Raw genomic sequence first — 17059 nt, 5'->3', positions numbered from 1 at the left:
AGTTTGGCTGGAATAAAACATCAGAAGAAAAGGAACGAATTTGTAACTCTGAGAGAAAAATACAGGAAGGAAGCCAATAATTTCCTGTTTATCTAATGAAAAAAGATTAACTTATAGCCAATTCTTATTAAGAAGCGAAATGAATATGGCAATCGTTTGGCTCTCCTTTGCTGCTTTTTAAACCTACTTAAGTCACAGATAGCGATAATTTCGAGAGCTTAAGCACAATTAAACGATCAGTTCACATTTCTTGCGGCAAAAATTTGCTACTTTTGCCACGCTTTTCTATGTCTATGTTTTTGGAGCAAACAATGAAACTATCTGCCAAGCCACTTTCTATTGCGGTACTTGGTGGCCTACTTGCGATTGCAGGTCCGGCTACTGCAGAAACGATTAAACTACGTATTCTGGAAACGACAGATATCCATACCAACGTAATGGATTACGACTACTACAAAGATAAACCAACGGAAAAAACCGGTTTGGTTCGTACTGCAACTTTGGTAGAAAAGGCGCGAGATGAAGTGCCAAATGCTATCTTGGTAGATAATGGTGACTTGCTACAAGGTAGTCCAATGGGTGACTACATGGCAGCAAAAGGCATTAAGAAAGGCGAAGTTCATCCCGTATATAAGGTGATGAACCAACTGGATTACGAAGTGGGTAATATTGGTAACCACGAATTTAACTATGGTCTCGATTTTCTAAAAACCAGTCTTGAAGGGGCAACCTTCCCATACGTTAACGCCAATGTATACGACTTAAAAACTGGTAAGAACCTATTTACTCCATACCTTATCAAAACACATACGTTCACCGATACCGATGGTAAAGCACACCAAATTAAAGTGGGTTATATCGGCTTTGTTCCACCTCAAATCATGGTTTGGGATAAAAAGAACTTAGAAGGTAAGGTAGAAGCTAAAGATATCAAGCAAACTGCGGAGAAATTTATTCCGCAAATGAAGGCGGAAGGTGCCGATATCATTATTGCAATTCCACACTCAGGTGTATCTGCCGATCCTTACAAGGTTATGGCTGAAAACTCAGTGTATTACTTAACTCAAGTAAAAGGCATTAATGCCATTGCATTTGGTCACTCTCACGCAGTTTTCCCAGGTAAAGATTTTGCCAAACTGCCTGGTGCTGATATTAAGAAAGGAACAATCAACGGTATTCCTGCCGTTATGCCAGGTCGCTGGGGCGATCACGTAGGTGTAATGGATCTAGTATTAGATAAACAAGGTGATAGCTGGAAAGTTATTGATGCTCAAACTGAAGCTCGTCCAATTTTTGATATGGCCAAGAACAAGCCTATTGTCGATGCCGATCCGAAACTGGTTGCCGCAGTTAAAGTCGATCACAATGCCACTCGTGATTTTGTAAATCAGCCACTCGGTAAAGCAAGCGATGAGATGTACAGCTTCCTTGCGTTAGTTCAAGACGATCCTACTGTACAGATCGTTAACCTAGCACAAAAAGATTATGTTGAACGCTTTATTCAAGGTGACCCAGATCTAGCGGATATCCCAGTTCTTTCTGCAGCAGCACCATTTAAAGCAGGCGGCCGTGGTAACGATCCAACAAACTTTACCGAAGTAGAACAAGGTGAGCTGACTTTCCGTAACGCGGCAGACTTATACTTATACCCTAACACTCTCGTTGCTCTTAAAGTGAGTGGCCAAGATGTGAAAGAGTGGTTAGAGTGCTCAGCAGGTCAGTTCAATCAAATCGATCCAAATAAAACAGAGCCTCAAGGTCTGATCAACTGGGAAGGTTTCCGTACTTATAACTTTGACGTAATTGATGGCGTAACTTACAACATTGATCTAACCCAGCCAGCTCGTTACGACGGTGAATGTAAGTTGATCAATCCAGACTCGCACCGTATCAAAGATCTTGAGTTCAATGGTAAAGCGGTTGATCCAAAACAAGCCTTTATTATTGCGACCAACAACTATCGCGCATACAGCGGTAAGTTTGCCGGTACAGGTGAGAAGCATATTGCTTTTGCCGCTCCTGATGAAAACCGCACCGTACTTGCCGAGTACATCAGCCGTGTGAGCAAAGAGAAAGGTCAAGTTGTACCAAGTGCTGACAATAACTGGCACTTCACGCCAATTAAGAGCGAGAAACCAGTTACCATTACTTTTGAAACCTCACCAACAGAAAAAGCGGCTGAGTTTATTAAAGAAAAAGGTCAGTACCCAATGAAACAAGTTGGTACCGATAAAGTGGGCTTTGCCGTTTATAATCTAGATCTATCAGCGAAGAAATAAATCTCTTTTATTACTCGCAATTAACGACAAAAAATAAAAAATGCCGCAACAAATAACGTTGCGGCATTTTTATATGTATTAGAAATACGATTACTGACGGCGATAACTGCCCGTTGGTTGTAGAGCAAAGCTAACTGTACGACCATCATCGGTAATTTGCAGATCTGTAACTTCACCACTGCTATTGGTACGAAAACGCAGAACCTGTCCACGATGAATACGACTAATAGGTTTATCACTACCCTCGACTTTAGCCATTAAGAAAGCATCACGATCATTGAGTGATAGCTTACGGAAAATATTCGCCAGCGTTTCACCAGACTGCACAGTATACGAACGCCAAGGCCCAGCAGACGCTTGAATTTTAGCTTCTTGAGCTGCGGCATTTTTCACTTTTTCCATATAAGGTGCAGAGCCATCCAATGGATAGATTTTCGATGGATAAGGTTTTAACTCTGGGCGAGGACCATTATCAACCATACCGCCGGTTGGATGTGGTTGATTAGGATCTTTGACCGCTTTAGCTGCACCCGAAGCTTTATCATCTGGAGTTTTGTCATCTTGAGCACGGTTGGTGGTCGCAGAAATATCCAGTTTAATCGTACCTTGCTTATCACCATCAGAGGTTGAAGAGGTTGTTGATGTTTCAGGCTGGGTAACCACACCGCCTAAATCTAAACTGATCTCACGGCGACCGTCACTACTGCCATCATTAAGATCTGATTGGAGGTCATTACTGGTTGGTAAGAAAAAAGCACCTATCATTAATACCCCAACTACCGTTACGGCTCGACGATGAAATGTTGGTAATTTTTGCCATCCGACAGTTAAGGGAGCAATGCCATCTAATAGGCGTTGTTTTAGCGCGTTCATATCTTTGGTATCTCGTTTGGTTCTATTTTTTCTACTTAAACGGCGATTAGCCTGTCCCATAATATCCACTCCATAGCAATTCCGATCACGCAATAGCCGAATCAGACTGACAACAGTTTACCGCAATAGGAATAACCTGTTATCCTGCACCCTTAATTCACTCGACCAAAGAGATGATCATCATGTTCGATGTAAAACTGGATACAGTTGAAACAAAAGCAAGTTACGGTATCGGTCTACAAATGGGCCAACAACTTGCACACAGCGGTCTTGAAGGCCTAAACGTTGCAGCTATCGCAAAAGGTATTGCTGCATCTCTAACTGGCGAAATGCCAGAAATCGAAGTTGACGAAATCAATGATGCACTTCGTGAACTTCACATGCGTGCTGAAGAAATTCGTCAAGCTCAAGCAAAAGCTGCTGCGGCTGAAGGCGAAGCATTCCTTGCTGATAACGCGCTACGTGAAGAAGTAACTGTAACTGATTCAGGTCTTCAGTACGAAGTACTTGTTGAAGGTAACGGCGAAATCCCAACTTCAGACAAGACTGTACGTGTTCACTACCATGGTACTCTAACTGACGGTACTGTATTCGACAGCTCTGTATCTCGTGGTCAACCAGCTGAATTCCCTGTAACTGGCGTTATCGCTGGTTGGGTTGAAGCTCTTCAGCTAATGCCTGTAGGTTCTAAGTGGAAACTATACATCCCACAAAACCTAGCATACGGTGAGCGTGGTGCGGGTGCTGCTATCCCTCCATACGCGGCACTAGTATTTGAAGTTGAACTTCTAGACATCCTATAAGTTAATCCCAACTCAATACTGTCACATTGTCATAAAACGGCGCTTCTTGCGCCGTTTTTTGTTCAAAAAATAACAAATAATTTCAAAAATACCCTTTTAGCATATAAAGTAGTGCCCAATTTCGATTTCTGCTCTAGGATGTACACCATACTAATAAGGAGAAATTGTCATGAACAAGCGCCATACTTTAACTGCGTTAGCTGTAATCGGTATGCTAACCACCAGCACTATGAGCTATGCATTTAGCCTATCAGATATCTTCGGCGGCTCGGATGTGCAACAAACAACCTCTGCAATTGCAAACAATCCACTAACTCAGCTATTAACAAGCAAACTTGGTGTATCACCACAACAAGCGGCTGGCGGTGCGAGTGCACTATTAGCGTTTGCTTCAAGTGAACTGCAAGGCGATCAAGCCAAAGAACTGCAAAACCTAATTCCAGGTAGTAAAGCTCTTGCTGATGCGATCCCTGCTGGATTAAGTGGTCTACTTGACGATCCTAGCACACTCAATAAAGTATTTAGTATCTTAGGTATTGATAGCAAAACTGCTGATGAGTTTGCTCCTGTTATTATGCAATTTTTAAAACAGCAAGGCGCAAATCAAAACTTGCTAACGACCCTTGCCAATGTATGGGCACCAACGAACTGATTTAGTTCCCATTAATCATTGAGTTCCTACTAATCATAGCTTCACCTTGTATTAGTAGATACAAAACAGATTAAGAACGAAGGGCTTTAGCTAAAAGCCCAAACGAAAAAAGGACTCGCTAGAGTCCTTTTTTGTATGATAAGCAAGCCAAATTACAGCTTAGAATAACCAAGTTTCAACATTGGCAGGGGCTTGACCTTGCGATAGTGACTTCATGCCTTTGACACAGCGAACGATGTACCAAACATAAGCAAAAATAACGATAAAGAAACCAACAAAGACCGAACTTAAAATACCGCCAACAAACAGCAATAACAGACCGATCCAGAAAGTACGAATTTGGAAGCGGAAGTGATCTTGAAGCCATTGCGGTGCATCGCCTTTATTTACATACGCCATAATCACACCAACAATACCGGTCACCCCGATCACAAGACCTACCAAATATAGGATATAAATGATCTTGGCATTATTTTGTCCATTTGACATAAAGCTATCCCCTTAAATCACCAACAAAAAATATCTGAAAAGCATTATTGAGCAGTGTTTTATAAATTGTCAATTGGGTTTTCTAATTGAAGAGAAAAACTCGATGAAAATACCAAAAATCACTCAGTTATAATGGTTAAATACCAGAACCATCTGCTTCTTGATCTTCATGTAAGCCACACTCGCGCTTTAAACCAAAAAAACGCGTTTCTTCTTCTTTCATACCAGGTTGCCACTTTTCACTGGTATGAACATCACCAATGGAGCGATATCCCTGTTCTTTTAAAGGATGATAAGAGAGTTGATGAGCTTCAATATAATGGGCGATATCCTCATCACTCCAATCAATCACAGGTAAAAATTTAAAGACTCCATTTTGAATAGCTAATACGGGTAAAGAGGCGCGAGTACTCGATTGTTGACGACGTAATCCAGAAAACCAAGTCCCCACTTTCAGCTCATCTAAAGCTCGGCGCATCGGCTCGACTTTATTGAGCTGGTTATAACGTTTAATGCCATCAATACCTTGCAGCCAAAGTTGACCATATTTAGCTTCTTGCCACGCCGGACTTAATGGAGCGCGATAAACCTGTAAGTTTAAATTAAGTTGCTGAGTTAGCTTATCAATAAACTGGTAGGTTTCAGGAAATAAATACCCAGTATCGGTCAAGATAACCGGAATATCTGGTTTGATTTGCGTGACCAAATGCAACATAACAGCAGATTGAATGCCAAAACTTGAAGCTAAAGCAAACTCTCCTGTCAAATGCTCTAATGCCCATTCAACCCTCTGCTGCGCAGTAAAGGTTTCAAGCTCAGCATTAATTTCCGCCAGAGCTAAGATTTGACTGACCTTAGGTTGAGCCAGTAATGCTAAAAGATCATAATGGTGTTTAGGCATAAAAGTCCCTCTTTGACACTTCAACAGGAGCGATAATTCCAGCTCGAATCGTAAAATCCCCAAACCCTTCTTGAGCTTCACGTTCTTTAGCCCAACGGCTAACCAGTTGATCAATCTCCGTTAAGATCTCAGCAACAGTAATGTTTTCTCGGTACATTTTAGGCACTCGGGTTCCACTGCGATTTCCACCAAGATGTAAGTTGTAACGTCCAGGCGCTTTGCCGACTAACCCAATCTCTGCCAACATCGCTCGACCACAACCATTTGGACAGCCCGTAACTCGAAGAATAATGTTGTCATCGGTAGGTAAACCATGACGCTGTAGAATTTGCTCAACATCAGTGACAAAAGAGGGAAGAAAACGCTCTGCTTCTGCCATGGCTAGAGGACAAGTAGGTAACGAGACACAGGCCATCGAATTTTTGCGTTGTTCACTCACTCCACCACTGATCAGGCCGTGATCACGAGCGATCTTTTCGATCCGAACTTTCTCGCTTAAAGGGACTTTTGCCACGATTAAGTTTTGGTTTGCTGTCATACGAAAATCACCTTGGTGGATCTTGGCAATTTCAGCGACCCCGGTTTTAAGCGGTTTATCCGGGAAATCCAATAGTCGTCCATTTTCAATAAACAAAGTTAGATGCTCATAACCATCAATACCTTGTACCCAACCAATGCGATCGCCTCGCTCGGTAAATTCATAAGGGCGACTTGGAGCAAAGCTCACACCTGCACGTTTTTCTACCTCAGCCTTAAAGACATCAACACCTACCCGATCTAAGGTGTATTTGGTTTTGGCATTTTTACGGTTAGAACGATTTCCCCAATCGCGCTGAGTCGTCACTACAGCCTCAGCAACTGCAAGGGTGTGCTCTAGAGCAATAAAACCAAAATCATCGGCACGGCGTGGATAGGTACTCTTATCACCATGAGTCATTGCTAGCCCACCACCGACCAGAACATTAAAACCAACCAACTCCCCTTCTTGAGCAATGGCAACAAAATTGAGATCGTTGGCATGCACATCAACATCATTTTGCGGCGGGATCACCACAGTCGTCTTAAACTTACGAGGCAAATAGGTGCTACCTAAAATCGGCTCTTTGTCTGTGGTTTCTAGCTTTTCACCATCGAGCCAAATCTCAGCATAGGCGCGAGTTTTCGGTAATAAATGCTCACTAATTTTTGCTGCCCATTCATAAGCTTGTTGATGCAACTTAGACTCAATCGGGTTACTGGTACACAACACATTACGGTTTACATCTCCTGCGGTAGCAATCGAATCAATCCCGATCTGATTTAACGTCTGATGCATCAATTTGATATTGGGTTTAAGGACACCATGAAACTGAAAAGTCTGTCGTGTTGTCAGGCGAATACTGCCATATAAACTGTGCTCGGTTGCAAACTTATCAATAGCCAGCCACTGCTTAGGAGTTATCACACCACCTGGCATTCTGGCTCGTAACATCACATTGTGGAGCGGTTCGAGTTTCTGTTTTGCTCGTTCAGAACGGATATCTCGATCATCTTGTTGATACATGCCATGAAAACGAATGAGCTGAAAGTTATCACTGGTAAATCCCCCAGTAATAGCATCGTTTAGGTCTTGCTCTATGGTGCCACGTAGATGATTACTTTCTCGTTTTAGACGCTCATTGTCTGATAGTTTTTGCTCACTCATTAGTACACATCCTTTTGATAACGCTTTGCTTTTCTTAGTTCTGCCAAGTACTGTTCGGCTTGTTCTGCATTTTTATTACCGTGTTGCTGTACGAGAGTCAGCAGAGCTTGATGAACATCTTTTGCCATTTGACTTGCATCACCACAGACATAAAAATAAGCGCCGTCTTCTAACCATTGCCACACCTGTTTGCCATGCTCTAATAGCCGATGTTGGACATACACTTTCTCGACTTGATCTCGACTAAACGCCACATCAAGTTGAGTCAACAGGCCCGATTTCAAATACTTTTGCCATTCCACCTGGTAGAGAAAATCTTCCGTAAAACTGCGATCGCCAAATAGTAGCCAGTTTTTACCCGAGGCTTCACGATTATCACGTTCTTGTAGAAAGCTGCGAAATGGTGCGATTCCCGTTCCCGGCCCAACCATAATAATGGGGGTACTGTCATTTTCTGGTAATTTGAAATGGTTATTGGTTTCAACAAAAACCTTTACCGCATCATCTTCCGCTAAACGTTGTGCTAAAAAGCCCGATGCACCGCCCAAACGGATTTGATCTTTCTGCTGGTATTGCACAACCCCTACAGTGAGATGCACTTCTTCACCAACTTCACTCATACTGGATGCAATGGAATAAAGCCTTGGGGTTAAACGACGTAAGAGACTTAATAATTCAGTGGCGGTCAATTGAGCTTTTTTTCCTGCTATCACATCAACAATCTGAGTTTCTGCCGCGTATTGGCGCAATTTATCTTTATTGGTGATTAATTTAAGTAGCCGTTTACTTTGAGATAACTCAGCGTATTTTGTGACAAATAAAGGATTAGCTGCGGTGATCTCATAATGATGCTGCAAAGCTGTCGCAAGCGATAATGTCTCGCCATCAACGTCGACTAACGTTTCCCCATCTAAACCTAACGTGCTCAATAGTTGCGAGACCAACTCAGGATCATTTTGATACCAGATACCCAAACTATCCCCTGGCTCATAACGTAATCCAGACCCTTCAAGATCAATTTCAATATGGCGGACATCTTTACTGGAGTTGCGCCCCGTAATCTTTTGCTGCACGCTTAAAGAAGCTGTGAACGGATTTTGTTTGCTGTAGTTAATAGCCTGAGTACTGCTATGACTAATAGGTAACGGAACCACTTGAGCTGATGTCGTTAGAGCTTGTTGAATCTGCTCTAACGCTTGTCCTTGCCAAGTACTGATATCTGCACTGTAATCGACATCACAATCAATTCTTGGCACAAACGCCTTCGCCCCTAATCGCTTAAAGAAAGCATCAAAATCTTTACCCGTCTGACAGAAAAATTCGTAACTCGAATCACCCAACCCAATCACCGCATAATTGAGCTGTTCCAGTTTGGGAGCTTTTTTCGATTGCATAAACTCATACAGTTCGACCGCATCATCTGGTGCTTCACCTTCCCCATGCGTCGACGCCACCAGCACAACATAAGTTTCTTTAGCAAGATTTTTCCCTTTGTAATCTCCTGCCGCAACCACCTGGTTTTCAATGTTATTTTGATTTAAGAATGTCGCTACTTCCTGCGCAACGCCTTTAGCATTACCCGTTTGAGAGGCATAAATTAGGGTTACTTTAGGGGCGGGGTTACTATGGGCATTAAGCGAAACATCCCCAGTGGCTTGCGCTACGGCAGCAGCTGTGGGTGTTTGACTTAAGCCCCAAAAATAACCGCTGATCCAAGCCAGTTGCTGGGGCGATAATTCGGCGGCGGTTTGGGCCAACGTTGCTAGTTGTTGATCATTGAGCGGACTTAATGCCGTCAATGGATTTGCAGCTTCCTTTGATATCATGACTACTCGATCCCTCTACATTGCTTAGGGTTAGATTAGCCACTTCTATAAATAACAAGAAAGAATAGATAAGAATGTTTTATAACCGTTTGTAAGGTTATGCTCAGAAATAAACCACGCCAGATACGACACCTAATCGCTCTAGCGCAGTAAAAAATGGATAATATATAAAGTGATTAGTTAGAACTCATCAGCAATACGAACTTGATGAAACCCTACCTCAAAAGCCTGCTCTGTAGCGCTATCAATATCACTGTAGCATTGCTCACTACCACCACTGTCGGTAAGCGGAACTAAGCCTCCACGGCGATGGCGAAACTCCACAATCCAACCATCGTGAATCGAAGGTTCAATGACCGCTTCAACCAAATCGCGTTGTGCATATAAACGCTGTAATTCAGTTAATGTCATAAGCCTATCTCCCTGTCCATTCCACGCATATGACCACCATAGGCAAATACGTGGTATTGATATCATTATCTGTATAGGCGACGCTGGCGCGACTACAGAGAACTATACCAAGTTACTTTTTATAAAAATGGTACAGAATGCAGAAAATAGGCAACAAAAAAGCCACGAAAAGATCGTGGCTTTTTTATTATTCAATAATTTCTATGGCTTAGAAATCAACTTCAGCGCCTAGGAACCAACCGTCTAGTTTCACGTCGTGGTTCGCTTTATCAAAATCGTAATCCATCATGCGATAACCGCCACGAAGGTTAAGATCGGCAACGACTAGAGGTAGTGTGAATTTCACACCAGCTTGGCCATCAAATGTTTGAGTACCATCGTAGCTACCGTAGTTTAGCTTAGTAAATGCAGCAAGAGGAGTCATTGGAATACCGATTTCTGCATTACCGTATAGGCTTGGTTGCCACTCATCAAAGTTACGACCACCCAGTACTTGTGCAGAGCTGAACTTAGTCATAGTTAGACCAAGATCCAATGCTACTAGATCGTTATCTAGGATCTCGTAGTAAGCAGTGAAATCAGTTTGATCAAATTTTGCGTTGTTAGCATCAATGTTGTTGTAACGGATCTCAACATTTGGCACTAGGGGAATAAAGTGCTCAAGAGAAACGTAGTAAGAACCTGATGTAGAATCGTCCGTGTGACCAGCAACTTTAGAGTCAGCGAACCATGCATCAGCACCAACTTTAACACCTAGAAGAGTATCTGCTTGTGCAGGAATCGCTGCAAACGTTGCGGCTAGCACTGCAGCTGATAGCGCTAATTTTTTCATTATTAGAGTCTCCGCTCTTGGTTTATTTGTTTTCGACACCGCAAGAATATACCAGATGCAAAAAAATAGCGCTCAATTCTCTTGTCAGATTTACATAATTATACCCAACTATGACACCTTTCTGACCTACAACTAGTAACGGCGGCGGTAATCGTTATCACGACGAGCCTGCTTTTCTTTGTGCTCTCGGTAGAAATAGACACCAATGGCAATCACAATAATCCAAGGTAGCAACTTAATCACTAACCCCAGCATTCCCGCTACCATCATCAGAGCAAAACCTGCCGCTACCGCCACCAAAATACCGATCACACTAATACCTGTGAATACTAACACCGCAGTAAATGCTAATAAAAATAACAGTTCAAACATAACCTTATCCTCTAAATCGTCAGCGTTAATCGCTCTTTTTCTTGTTGTTATTTATTCACTTTATCGCAAGCTATCAGACAAAGACAGCGGCTTTAAAGACTTTGTTATTGTTCGATATTGCACAAACCGAGCCAAGTTAAAGAATTTAAAATTCTCTTATATTTCAGGTAAATAAAAAGGCCACTCACATTACTGTAAGCAGCCTTATCTCAAATACTGGTCTAATTAGCTAACTATTGGCTTTTTTGACGAGCTACACATCTAAATGAGCAGGAATTTTAGCCAGAGCTTGTTGTAGTACTTCAATGCCAGAACCTGGTTTATGAGCATTTTCACTAATATGACGACGCCATTGACGTGCACCAGGCATATTTTGGAACAGACCTAGCATATGACGAGTGATATGACCTAAGTAAGAACCTTGTGCCAATTGCTGTTCAATGTATGGGTACATCGCTTCAACTACTTCACGACGTTTCATCACAGGTTTTGTGCTGCCAAATAAACGCTGATCAACTTCTGCCATAAGGTATGGGCTTTGGTACGCTTCACGGCCTACCATCACACCATCCATATGTTGCAGGTGCTCTTCCATCTCTTCAAAGGTTTTAATGCCACCATTAATGCCCATGGTCAGTTCTGGAAAATCTCGTTTTAACTGGTACACACGAGGATAGTCTAGAGGTGGAATTTCACGGTTCTCTTTTGGACTTAGACCTTTTAGCCAAGCTTTACGAGCGTGAATAGTAAAGTTATCACAGCCGCCTTTTTCCGCTACGGTTCCGATAAAATCAGTCAAAAACTCATAAGAATCTTGCTCATCAATACCAATACGCGTTTTGACGGTTACAGGAATATCCACCACTTCACGCATAGCGGCAACACAGTGTGCCACCAACTCAGCTTCGCCCATCAAACATGCGCCAAACATACCGTTTTGAACACGATCTGAAGGACAACCTACATTTAAGTTAATCTCATCATAACCACGCTCTTGCGCTAACTTCGCACAACGAGCAAGATCAGCTGGGTTTGAACCACCTAACTGTAGCGCTAATGGATGCTCTTCTTCGTTATACGCTAAGAAATCGCCTTTACCGTGAATAATCGCGCCAGTTGTCACCATCTCAGTGTACAACAGAGCATGCTCACTCATTAAACGGTGAAAGTAACGGCAATGACGGTCGGTCCAATCAAGCATAGGTGCTACGGAAAAGCGATTAGCGGCATATTTTTGAATTTTATCAGTATTATTCATAACTTACTTAAAATCTCGATACTGTATATTTATACAGTACTTATGTAGAATTACGCCTCAATTCTCTTGTCCGTACGCATCAAGTACGTATTTTTGGGTAGGACAAATGGCATCATTCAGCATTAGAAAACGCCAACTAAAAAGCGGAGAACTTCGCTTTACTGTCGACATTATCGTTAAAAACAATTCTGGAATTATACACAGAGAGTCAAAAACATTCAGAAAAAAAGAGTTTGCACGAACCTTTGCATTAAAACGTGTAAATGAACTAGAAAACCCCAAAGCTCCTGTGAAGTCAGTTCCTATATATAAACTTCTTGATATGTATATGAATGATAGAGACTTATGGGATAACACTGGAAGAACTAAGCAATATGTCATTCGTATGCTAAGAGACTGCGACATTTCTTTGATTGACTGCAATCACCTGAAATCAAGTGACATCATTCAACATTGTAGAAATCGTAAAGCTACAGGCACACAACCTGTCACTATTTACCATGATGTTGCTTATCTACGTTCTGTAATGAAAAAAGCAAAACCTGTTTTCAATATCACTGCTAACACAGAGATTTTTGAAGAGACGATACCAGTCTTGATTGATATGAAGTTAATAGGTAAGAGCCAAAAAAGAACTCGCAGACCGACAAATGACGAACTAGAGAAACTAAAAGAGGGCCTAAAAGAAAGGCAAAACTATCGGCCTAATGGACAAATCCGAATACCTTTTCTCGATATTCTAGACTTTAGTATTCTCACCTGTATGCGTATTGGAGAAGTTTGCAAACTACAATGGGATGATCTCAACATCGAGCATAAAACTGTTCTAGTTCGTGACCGTAAAGATCCCAGAAAGAAAACAGGTAATCACATGGTAGTTCCTTTACTTGGTGAATCTTTTGATATTGTTATGAGGCAACCAAAAGAAAGCTCTCTCATTTTCCCTTATAACTCGCGTAGTGTGAGTGCTGGATTTCAAAGAGTAAGGAACAGTTTAGGAATAACCGACTTACGCTATCACGATCTTCGTCGTGAAGGAGCAAGCCGATTATTTGAGAAAGGGTACTCTATAGAGGAAGTTGCACAGGTAACAGGCCATAGAAGTTTGAATGTGTTATGGCAAGTGTATACTCAGCTTTACCCCTATAATCTACATAATAAATCATAATGAAGAAGCTCGCTAATATGTTAGCGAGCTTCTTTTTTATCTGATGGACTAACTATTGTTCCCATAAAATCATCAAGGTCATTACGATTTAAATGTATAACATTAGAATTTATACCATCACAAGAACTGCATTTAAATTGCAAATCTCCACCACCTAATGAAGTGACCTTAGACATTTCACACTGACATTTCGGACAAATTGGCTTAAACATATATGGAATATATCGATTCTCATAATACAAATAACTCCATTCCCAATTAACTCCAAAATAATATCCTCTCCCGATACCTGTGATATTATGCCCCTTATCCTTATTGCAAAAAAAAGTAATCATAATCAATAAGATAACAGAGGAAATAAAAAGCAAAACTCCCCAAATAGGAATTTTTAATGTCAGCAATAACAGATCAAATATAGATAATCCATAAATAAAATTTATTGTATATAGTGATATTCCGCAAATTATAGCTATAGTTACCCCAACCATAATTATATTACCAATATCGTGATTTCTTTTAGAATCTGAGTCGCTCATTACTTGAACCATATAGATATGATTACGCTATGTTATAATTATTAATCTATGAGCATTTTTTTACAAATATCATTTTTTGACTCGAACGACTTTCCCCCCTTTTTTAAATTTATAACCTTTCCTCAACCGTCCGTTAACTTTGAGGCCATTTAATATTTCATTTCTTCAAAACCAATGCCACCATACAAAAACACCATTATTTTACAAAAACTTATATACAAAAAGCTCTCATTTCTGAGGGCTTTTTAATTAGTTCTTCTAATGGTTATTTGCGTTTTCTGCGTTTTGTAGTAGACACTTTTACGACTCGACCACCTTTCGCGAATTTATAGCCTTTCTTCAATCGGCCATTAGACTTCAACCCAACTTTAGCCATTATTCCCCCTTAATTTTTAGCCTCAATTACAGCAATACGCTTATCATGCTCAGCAATCATTCTGGCAAAATGTTCACGCATCATCTGAAGAGATTCGACTTGTTTTTTGTTTAGCTTATACATTTGAAATGCTAGAAATGACATCAAAGCAAACTCAGGTGTTAGACCTAACTCCAAAGCATACTTGATAATACCTAACTCAGTTGGTGACACTATTTAAATTTCCTTTCTACATATTTCCGCAGCATCACCCTAAATCCAAACGTATCAACCAAAATCAACACTAAACCATAATAATAATATTGTGGTATTACCTGTAGTGATTTAAACCCCTCCACAGCTTGATTGTGAAATTGAGGTATAAATAACATTAGAACTGGAAAGTAAAAAGCAATTACTAATAAATCGTCTTTTAGTCCACGATTTAAAAAACTTAAGTCATCTTGCTTTGATAGTTCCTTTATTTTTATCTCATTTAATTTTTGTTTAGATTCGAATATGCTCGCAAAATATAAGGCTACAGCATTAAATAATTCACGCATTCATTAAGCGGTTTTATTTGTGTTTTGACTCATTTTAGACATAACCCATGCACCCGCCACAGTTGACAGAGTACCAACCACGAACATTGCGATATAAGAACTTGTATTACCTTTCATTTTTTAAACTCCAGCCAGTGAAACAGCTTTATTAATTAAAGACATAGAATACGGTTGCACCCCGTTTTCCATTTTTATCATTGCCGCTATAAGTTGAGGCAATTTGTTTAGTGTTATTGTTTCATTAACTCCAACACCTATTTTTTTAGCCACAAAATTTGCGTAATTATTTGTATCGTTTTCATGGCTAGGAGCCCAACGATTAACAATAGAATACACAGAACGCAACCCATACTTATTGTAATAATTAGCAATTAATTTCGCAGCAGCACGAATACCATAAACAGGCTTATTAAATCTAGCAAAGCGGCCATCACTGCCAGTTTGCCCCACCCAATCATTATTTTTATTGTATTCGATATTAAGCGGATTATTATTTCTAATACCCCGCGCCTTTGATGATGTTGACATGTAAGTTACCCCCACACCCGCAACAAGAAAAACCACAGAGCCCGTAATGACTAATATTTTATTCATGACTCTTACTCTTTGTTTTCTCATCAGAGAAATACCAGAACTGCATAAATAAATTATTTAAAATACCAGACGTATCAGGAGCATTTACAACTGGAGACACATCAAACCTTAGCTCAAGAGAATAATCATTAGGCATTCCCCCAAACTCATTAACTCGAACTAGCGCCGCCGTTCCAGCCTGTATTTTTCCGTTACCATTAACTAAATCTACCCATAATGGAGCGAAAGCACTTTGACCATATCCAGTAATTAGCATTAATGGGTCAGGTATATCGTTAGCTCTAATAACTAGCTTATCAAAGATACCCCATTGCTCTTTTACTAAATCAGCTTCAGAGCCTTTAAACCCAACGGCAAGCGATAAACAGCATAAGTTACCGTATCTTTCAACACAGCAGCCACCAAGGGCAAACCATTTACTATTGCTACTTGATAGTTGTTTTCCTGTGTCATAATCAAATAACTGTATATTGCTAGATACTAACTCAAGTTTAATTGTTTCAGAGTTACCGCCAGAACCACCAGAACCACCAGAACCGCCACCATTAATAATGACTTGAATTTCATCCGATAGCTCTTTTATTGCTTGAGCAATTGTTTTTTGTGAGTCTTTATCTAGTAATGTTTCTTGTCCCGTTATAACTACATCTTTTTTTTCATCTAACGGAATACCATTAAGAGTGACATTATTAATATTCAAATTAACCCACCTTAATCAATATTGCTGAATCCCCACTAACAATAGTAATAGTTTCCGAGCAAACAAAAGAAGCATCTAATACAAACTCAGTCCCCGCCAGAATATCAACACCTAAGAAATTAATTGGGTTTTTATTTCCAGTATTGGCAATTAATTTCATATAAGTTACTTTTTCATTATTAAAAGTATGACTTTCTAACAACTTAGTAGAACTAACATTACCACTTACATTGTTTTCAACCATTAGCGGATTAGTATTAATGATTTGAGCTTCAATTTGTTTATTCTTAATGTCAACATCAACCACACTACCAATATCAACAGTACCAGACACAGAAACAGTATTATTAACATCAACGTTAAGTTTATTACTTACGTTAACATCACCTTTAACCGTTACAATATTTTCAATTGTCTTTACCGTTACTTGTTCAATTATTTTTTGAATTGATATGGCATCACTAATTGAACTTATATTTACACTACCATCAATACCAATGATTTTTGGTGGCACAACAATATATGTATCAGATAGTTGATACTCTACTGCAATATCAAACTCATTTGGGTTATGTAAACGAGTTCGAGCAAGGCTATATTTTTTTACATCGACATTATCACCGCGAGATAACTCAAGCGGTGTAAATCCATCGCAGGAAAATATTACATTGCCATCACTCTCACGAATAATTAGAAATTCATTTGTAGAGCTAATATTAAAGTAATAATCACCACCCGACTCGATGACAATTGTTCGTCTCAT

General features: G+C 40.3%; 18 protein-coding genes. 4 read left to right on the top strand and 14 right to left on the bottom strand.

From position 1 onward, the window contains the following. The first annotated feature begins 311 nt into the window (after positions 1-311). Positions 312-2279: a bifunctional 2',3'-cyclic-nucleotide 2'-phosphodiesterase/3'-nucleotidase gene (locus WAX86_RS01855; protein WP_341489021.1), complete on the top strand. Its 1968-nt coding sequence runs from the start codon at positions 312-314 to the stop codon at positions 2277-2279. 90 nt (positions 2280-2369) lie between these two features. Here WAX86_RS01855 and WAX86_RS01850 read toward each other — a convergent pair whose 3' ends face one another. Continuing rightward, entirely contained in the window at positions 2370-3212 is an 843-nt protein-coding gene (locus WAX86_RS01850) for a LysM-like peptidoglycan-binding domain-containing protein (protein ID WP_069107618.1), read from the bottom strand. Between the two features lie 122 nt (positions 3213-3334). Here WAX86_RS01850 and WAX86_RS01845 point away from each other — a divergent pair, with 122 nt between their 5' ends. Together WAX86_RS01845 and WAX86_RS01840 are read left to right on the top strand one after the other, a co-directional pair. Beyond that, on the top strand, positions 3335-3955 hold the full coding sequence (locus tag WAX86_RS01845; protein WP_005301550.1) for an FKBP-type peptidyl-prolyl cis-trans isomerase: 621 nt from the start codon (positions 3335-3337) through the stop codon (positions 3953-3955). 169 nt (positions 3956-4124) lie between these two features. Continuing rightward, a complete protein-coding gene (locus WAX86_RS01840) occupies positions 4125-4607 on the top strand; it encodes a DUF2780 domain-containing protein (RefSeq protein ID WP_068968515.1) in 483 nt (160 codons plus the stop codon). A 159-nt stretch (positions 4608-4766) separates the two neighbouring features. Here the strand turns inward: WAX86_RS01840 and WAX86_RS01835 are convergent, their stop codons facing one another. The 8 genes from WAX86_RS01835 to dusA form a co-directional block, all read right to left on the bottom strand. Then, positions 4767-5096, bottom strand: a complete 330-nt coding sequence (locus WAX86_RS01835; protein WP_036764483.1) for a hypothetical protein — start codon at positions 5094-5096, stop codon at positions 4767-4769. A 136-nt stretch (positions 5097-5232) separates the two neighbouring features. Beyond that, on the bottom strand, positions 5233-5997 hold the full coding sequence (locus WAX86_RS01830) for a phosphoadenylyl-sulfate reductase (RefSeq protein WP_044179313.1): 765 nt from the start codon (positions 5995-5997) through the stop codon (positions 5233-5235). Then, a complete protein-coding gene (cysI, locus tag WAX86_RS01825; RefSeq protein ID WP_341489020.1) occupies positions 5990-7681 on the bottom strand; it encodes an assimilatory sulfite reductase (NADPH) hemoprotein subunit in 1692 nt (563 codons plus the stop codon). Before cysI ends, WAX86_RS01830 begins: the two co-directional genes overlap by 8 nt. After that, positions 7681-9507, bottom strand: a complete 1827-nt coding sequence (locus WAX86_RS01820; protein ID WP_341489019.1) for an assimilatory sulfite reductase (NADPH) flavoprotein subunit — start codon at positions 9505-9507, stop codon at positions 7681-7683. The genes cysI and WAX86_RS01820 overlap by 1 nt, the downstream gene beginning before the upstream one ends. Before the next feature lie 180 nt (positions 9508-9687). After that, positions 9688-9918, bottom strand: coding sequence for a hypothetical protein (locus tag WAX86_RS01815; protein WP_036764485.1), 231 nt, complete (start codon positions 9916-9918; stop codon positions 9688-9690). Positions 9919-10126: 208 nt separating this feature from the next. Next, positions 10127-10750 (bottom strand): TIGR04219 family outer membrane beta-barrel protein, encoded by a 624-nt coding sequence (locus WAX86_RS01810; RefSeq protein WP_044179308.1) that lies wholly within the window; start codon positions 10748-10750, stop codon positions 10127-10129. Positions 10751-10882: 132 nt separating this feature from the next. Then, entirely contained in the window at positions 10883-11122 is a 240-nt protein-coding gene (pspG, locus tag WAX86_RS01805; protein ID WP_005301565.1) for an envelope stress response protein PspG, read from the bottom strand. A gap of 253 nt (positions 11123-11375) precedes the next feature. Beyond that, positions 11376-12380, bottom strand: a complete 1005-nt coding sequence (gene dusA, locus WAX86_RS01800; protein WP_065172575.1) for a tRNA dihydrouridine(20/20a) synthase DusA — start codon at positions 12378-12380, stop codon at positions 11376-11378. 106 nt (positions 12381-12486) lie between these two features. On the opposite strand from dusA, the gene WAX86_RS01795 reads away from it, so the two are divergent. Further along, positions 12487-13548: a site-specific integrase gene (locus WAX86_RS01795; RefSeq protein WP_068968507.1), complete on the top strand. Its 1062-nt coding sequence runs from the start codon at positions 12487-12489 to the stop codon at positions 13546-13548. Positions 13549-13568: 20 nt separating this feature from the next. Here the strand turns inward: WAX86_RS01795 and WAX86_RS01790 are convergent, their stop codons facing one another. The 5 genes from WAX86_RS01790 to WAX86_RS01770 form a co-directional block, all read right to left on the bottom strand. Then, positions 13569-14084 (bottom strand): hypothetical protein, encoded by a 516-nt coding sequence (locus WAX86_RS01790; protein WP_341489018.1) that lies wholly within the window; start codon positions 14082-14084, stop codon positions 13569-13571. A 385-nt stretch (positions 14085-14469) separates the two neighbouring features. Continuing rightward, positions 14470-14673 (bottom strand): hypothetical protein, encoded by a 204-nt coding sequence (locus WAX86_RS01785; protein WP_106141412.1) that lies wholly within the window; start codon positions 14671-14673, stop codon positions 14470-14472. 449 nt (positions 14674-15122) lie between these two features. After that, entirely contained in the window at positions 15123-15596 is a 474-nt protein-coding gene (locus tag WAX86_RS01780; RefSeq protein ID WP_258175977.1) for a structural protein P5, read from the bottom strand. Beyond that, the gene (locus tag WAX86_RS01775; protein WP_341489017.1) at positions 15589-16296 is read right to left on the bottom strand and encodes a hypothetical protein; all 708 of its coding nucleotides are present in this window, start codon (positions 16294-16296) and stop codon (positions 15589-15591) included. The genes WAX86_RS01780 and WAX86_RS01775 overlap by 8 nt, the downstream gene beginning before the upstream one ends. A 1-nt stretch (position 16297) precedes the next feature. Continuing rightward, positions 16298-17059 (bottom strand): hypothetical protein, encoded by a 762-nt coding sequence (locus WAX86_RS01770; RefSeq protein WP_341489016.1) that lies wholly within the window; start codon positions 17057-17059, stop codon positions 16298-16300.

The sequence above is a fragment of the Photobacterium damselae subsp. damselae genome (assembly GCF_038086725.1).
Lineage (GTDB): Bacteria > Pseudomonadota > Gammaproteobacteria > Enterobacterales > Vibrionaceae > Photobacterium > Photobacterium damselae.
Note: the sequence above shows the minus strand (reverse complement) of the source record. Positions and strands in the feature narration are given on the sequence as shown.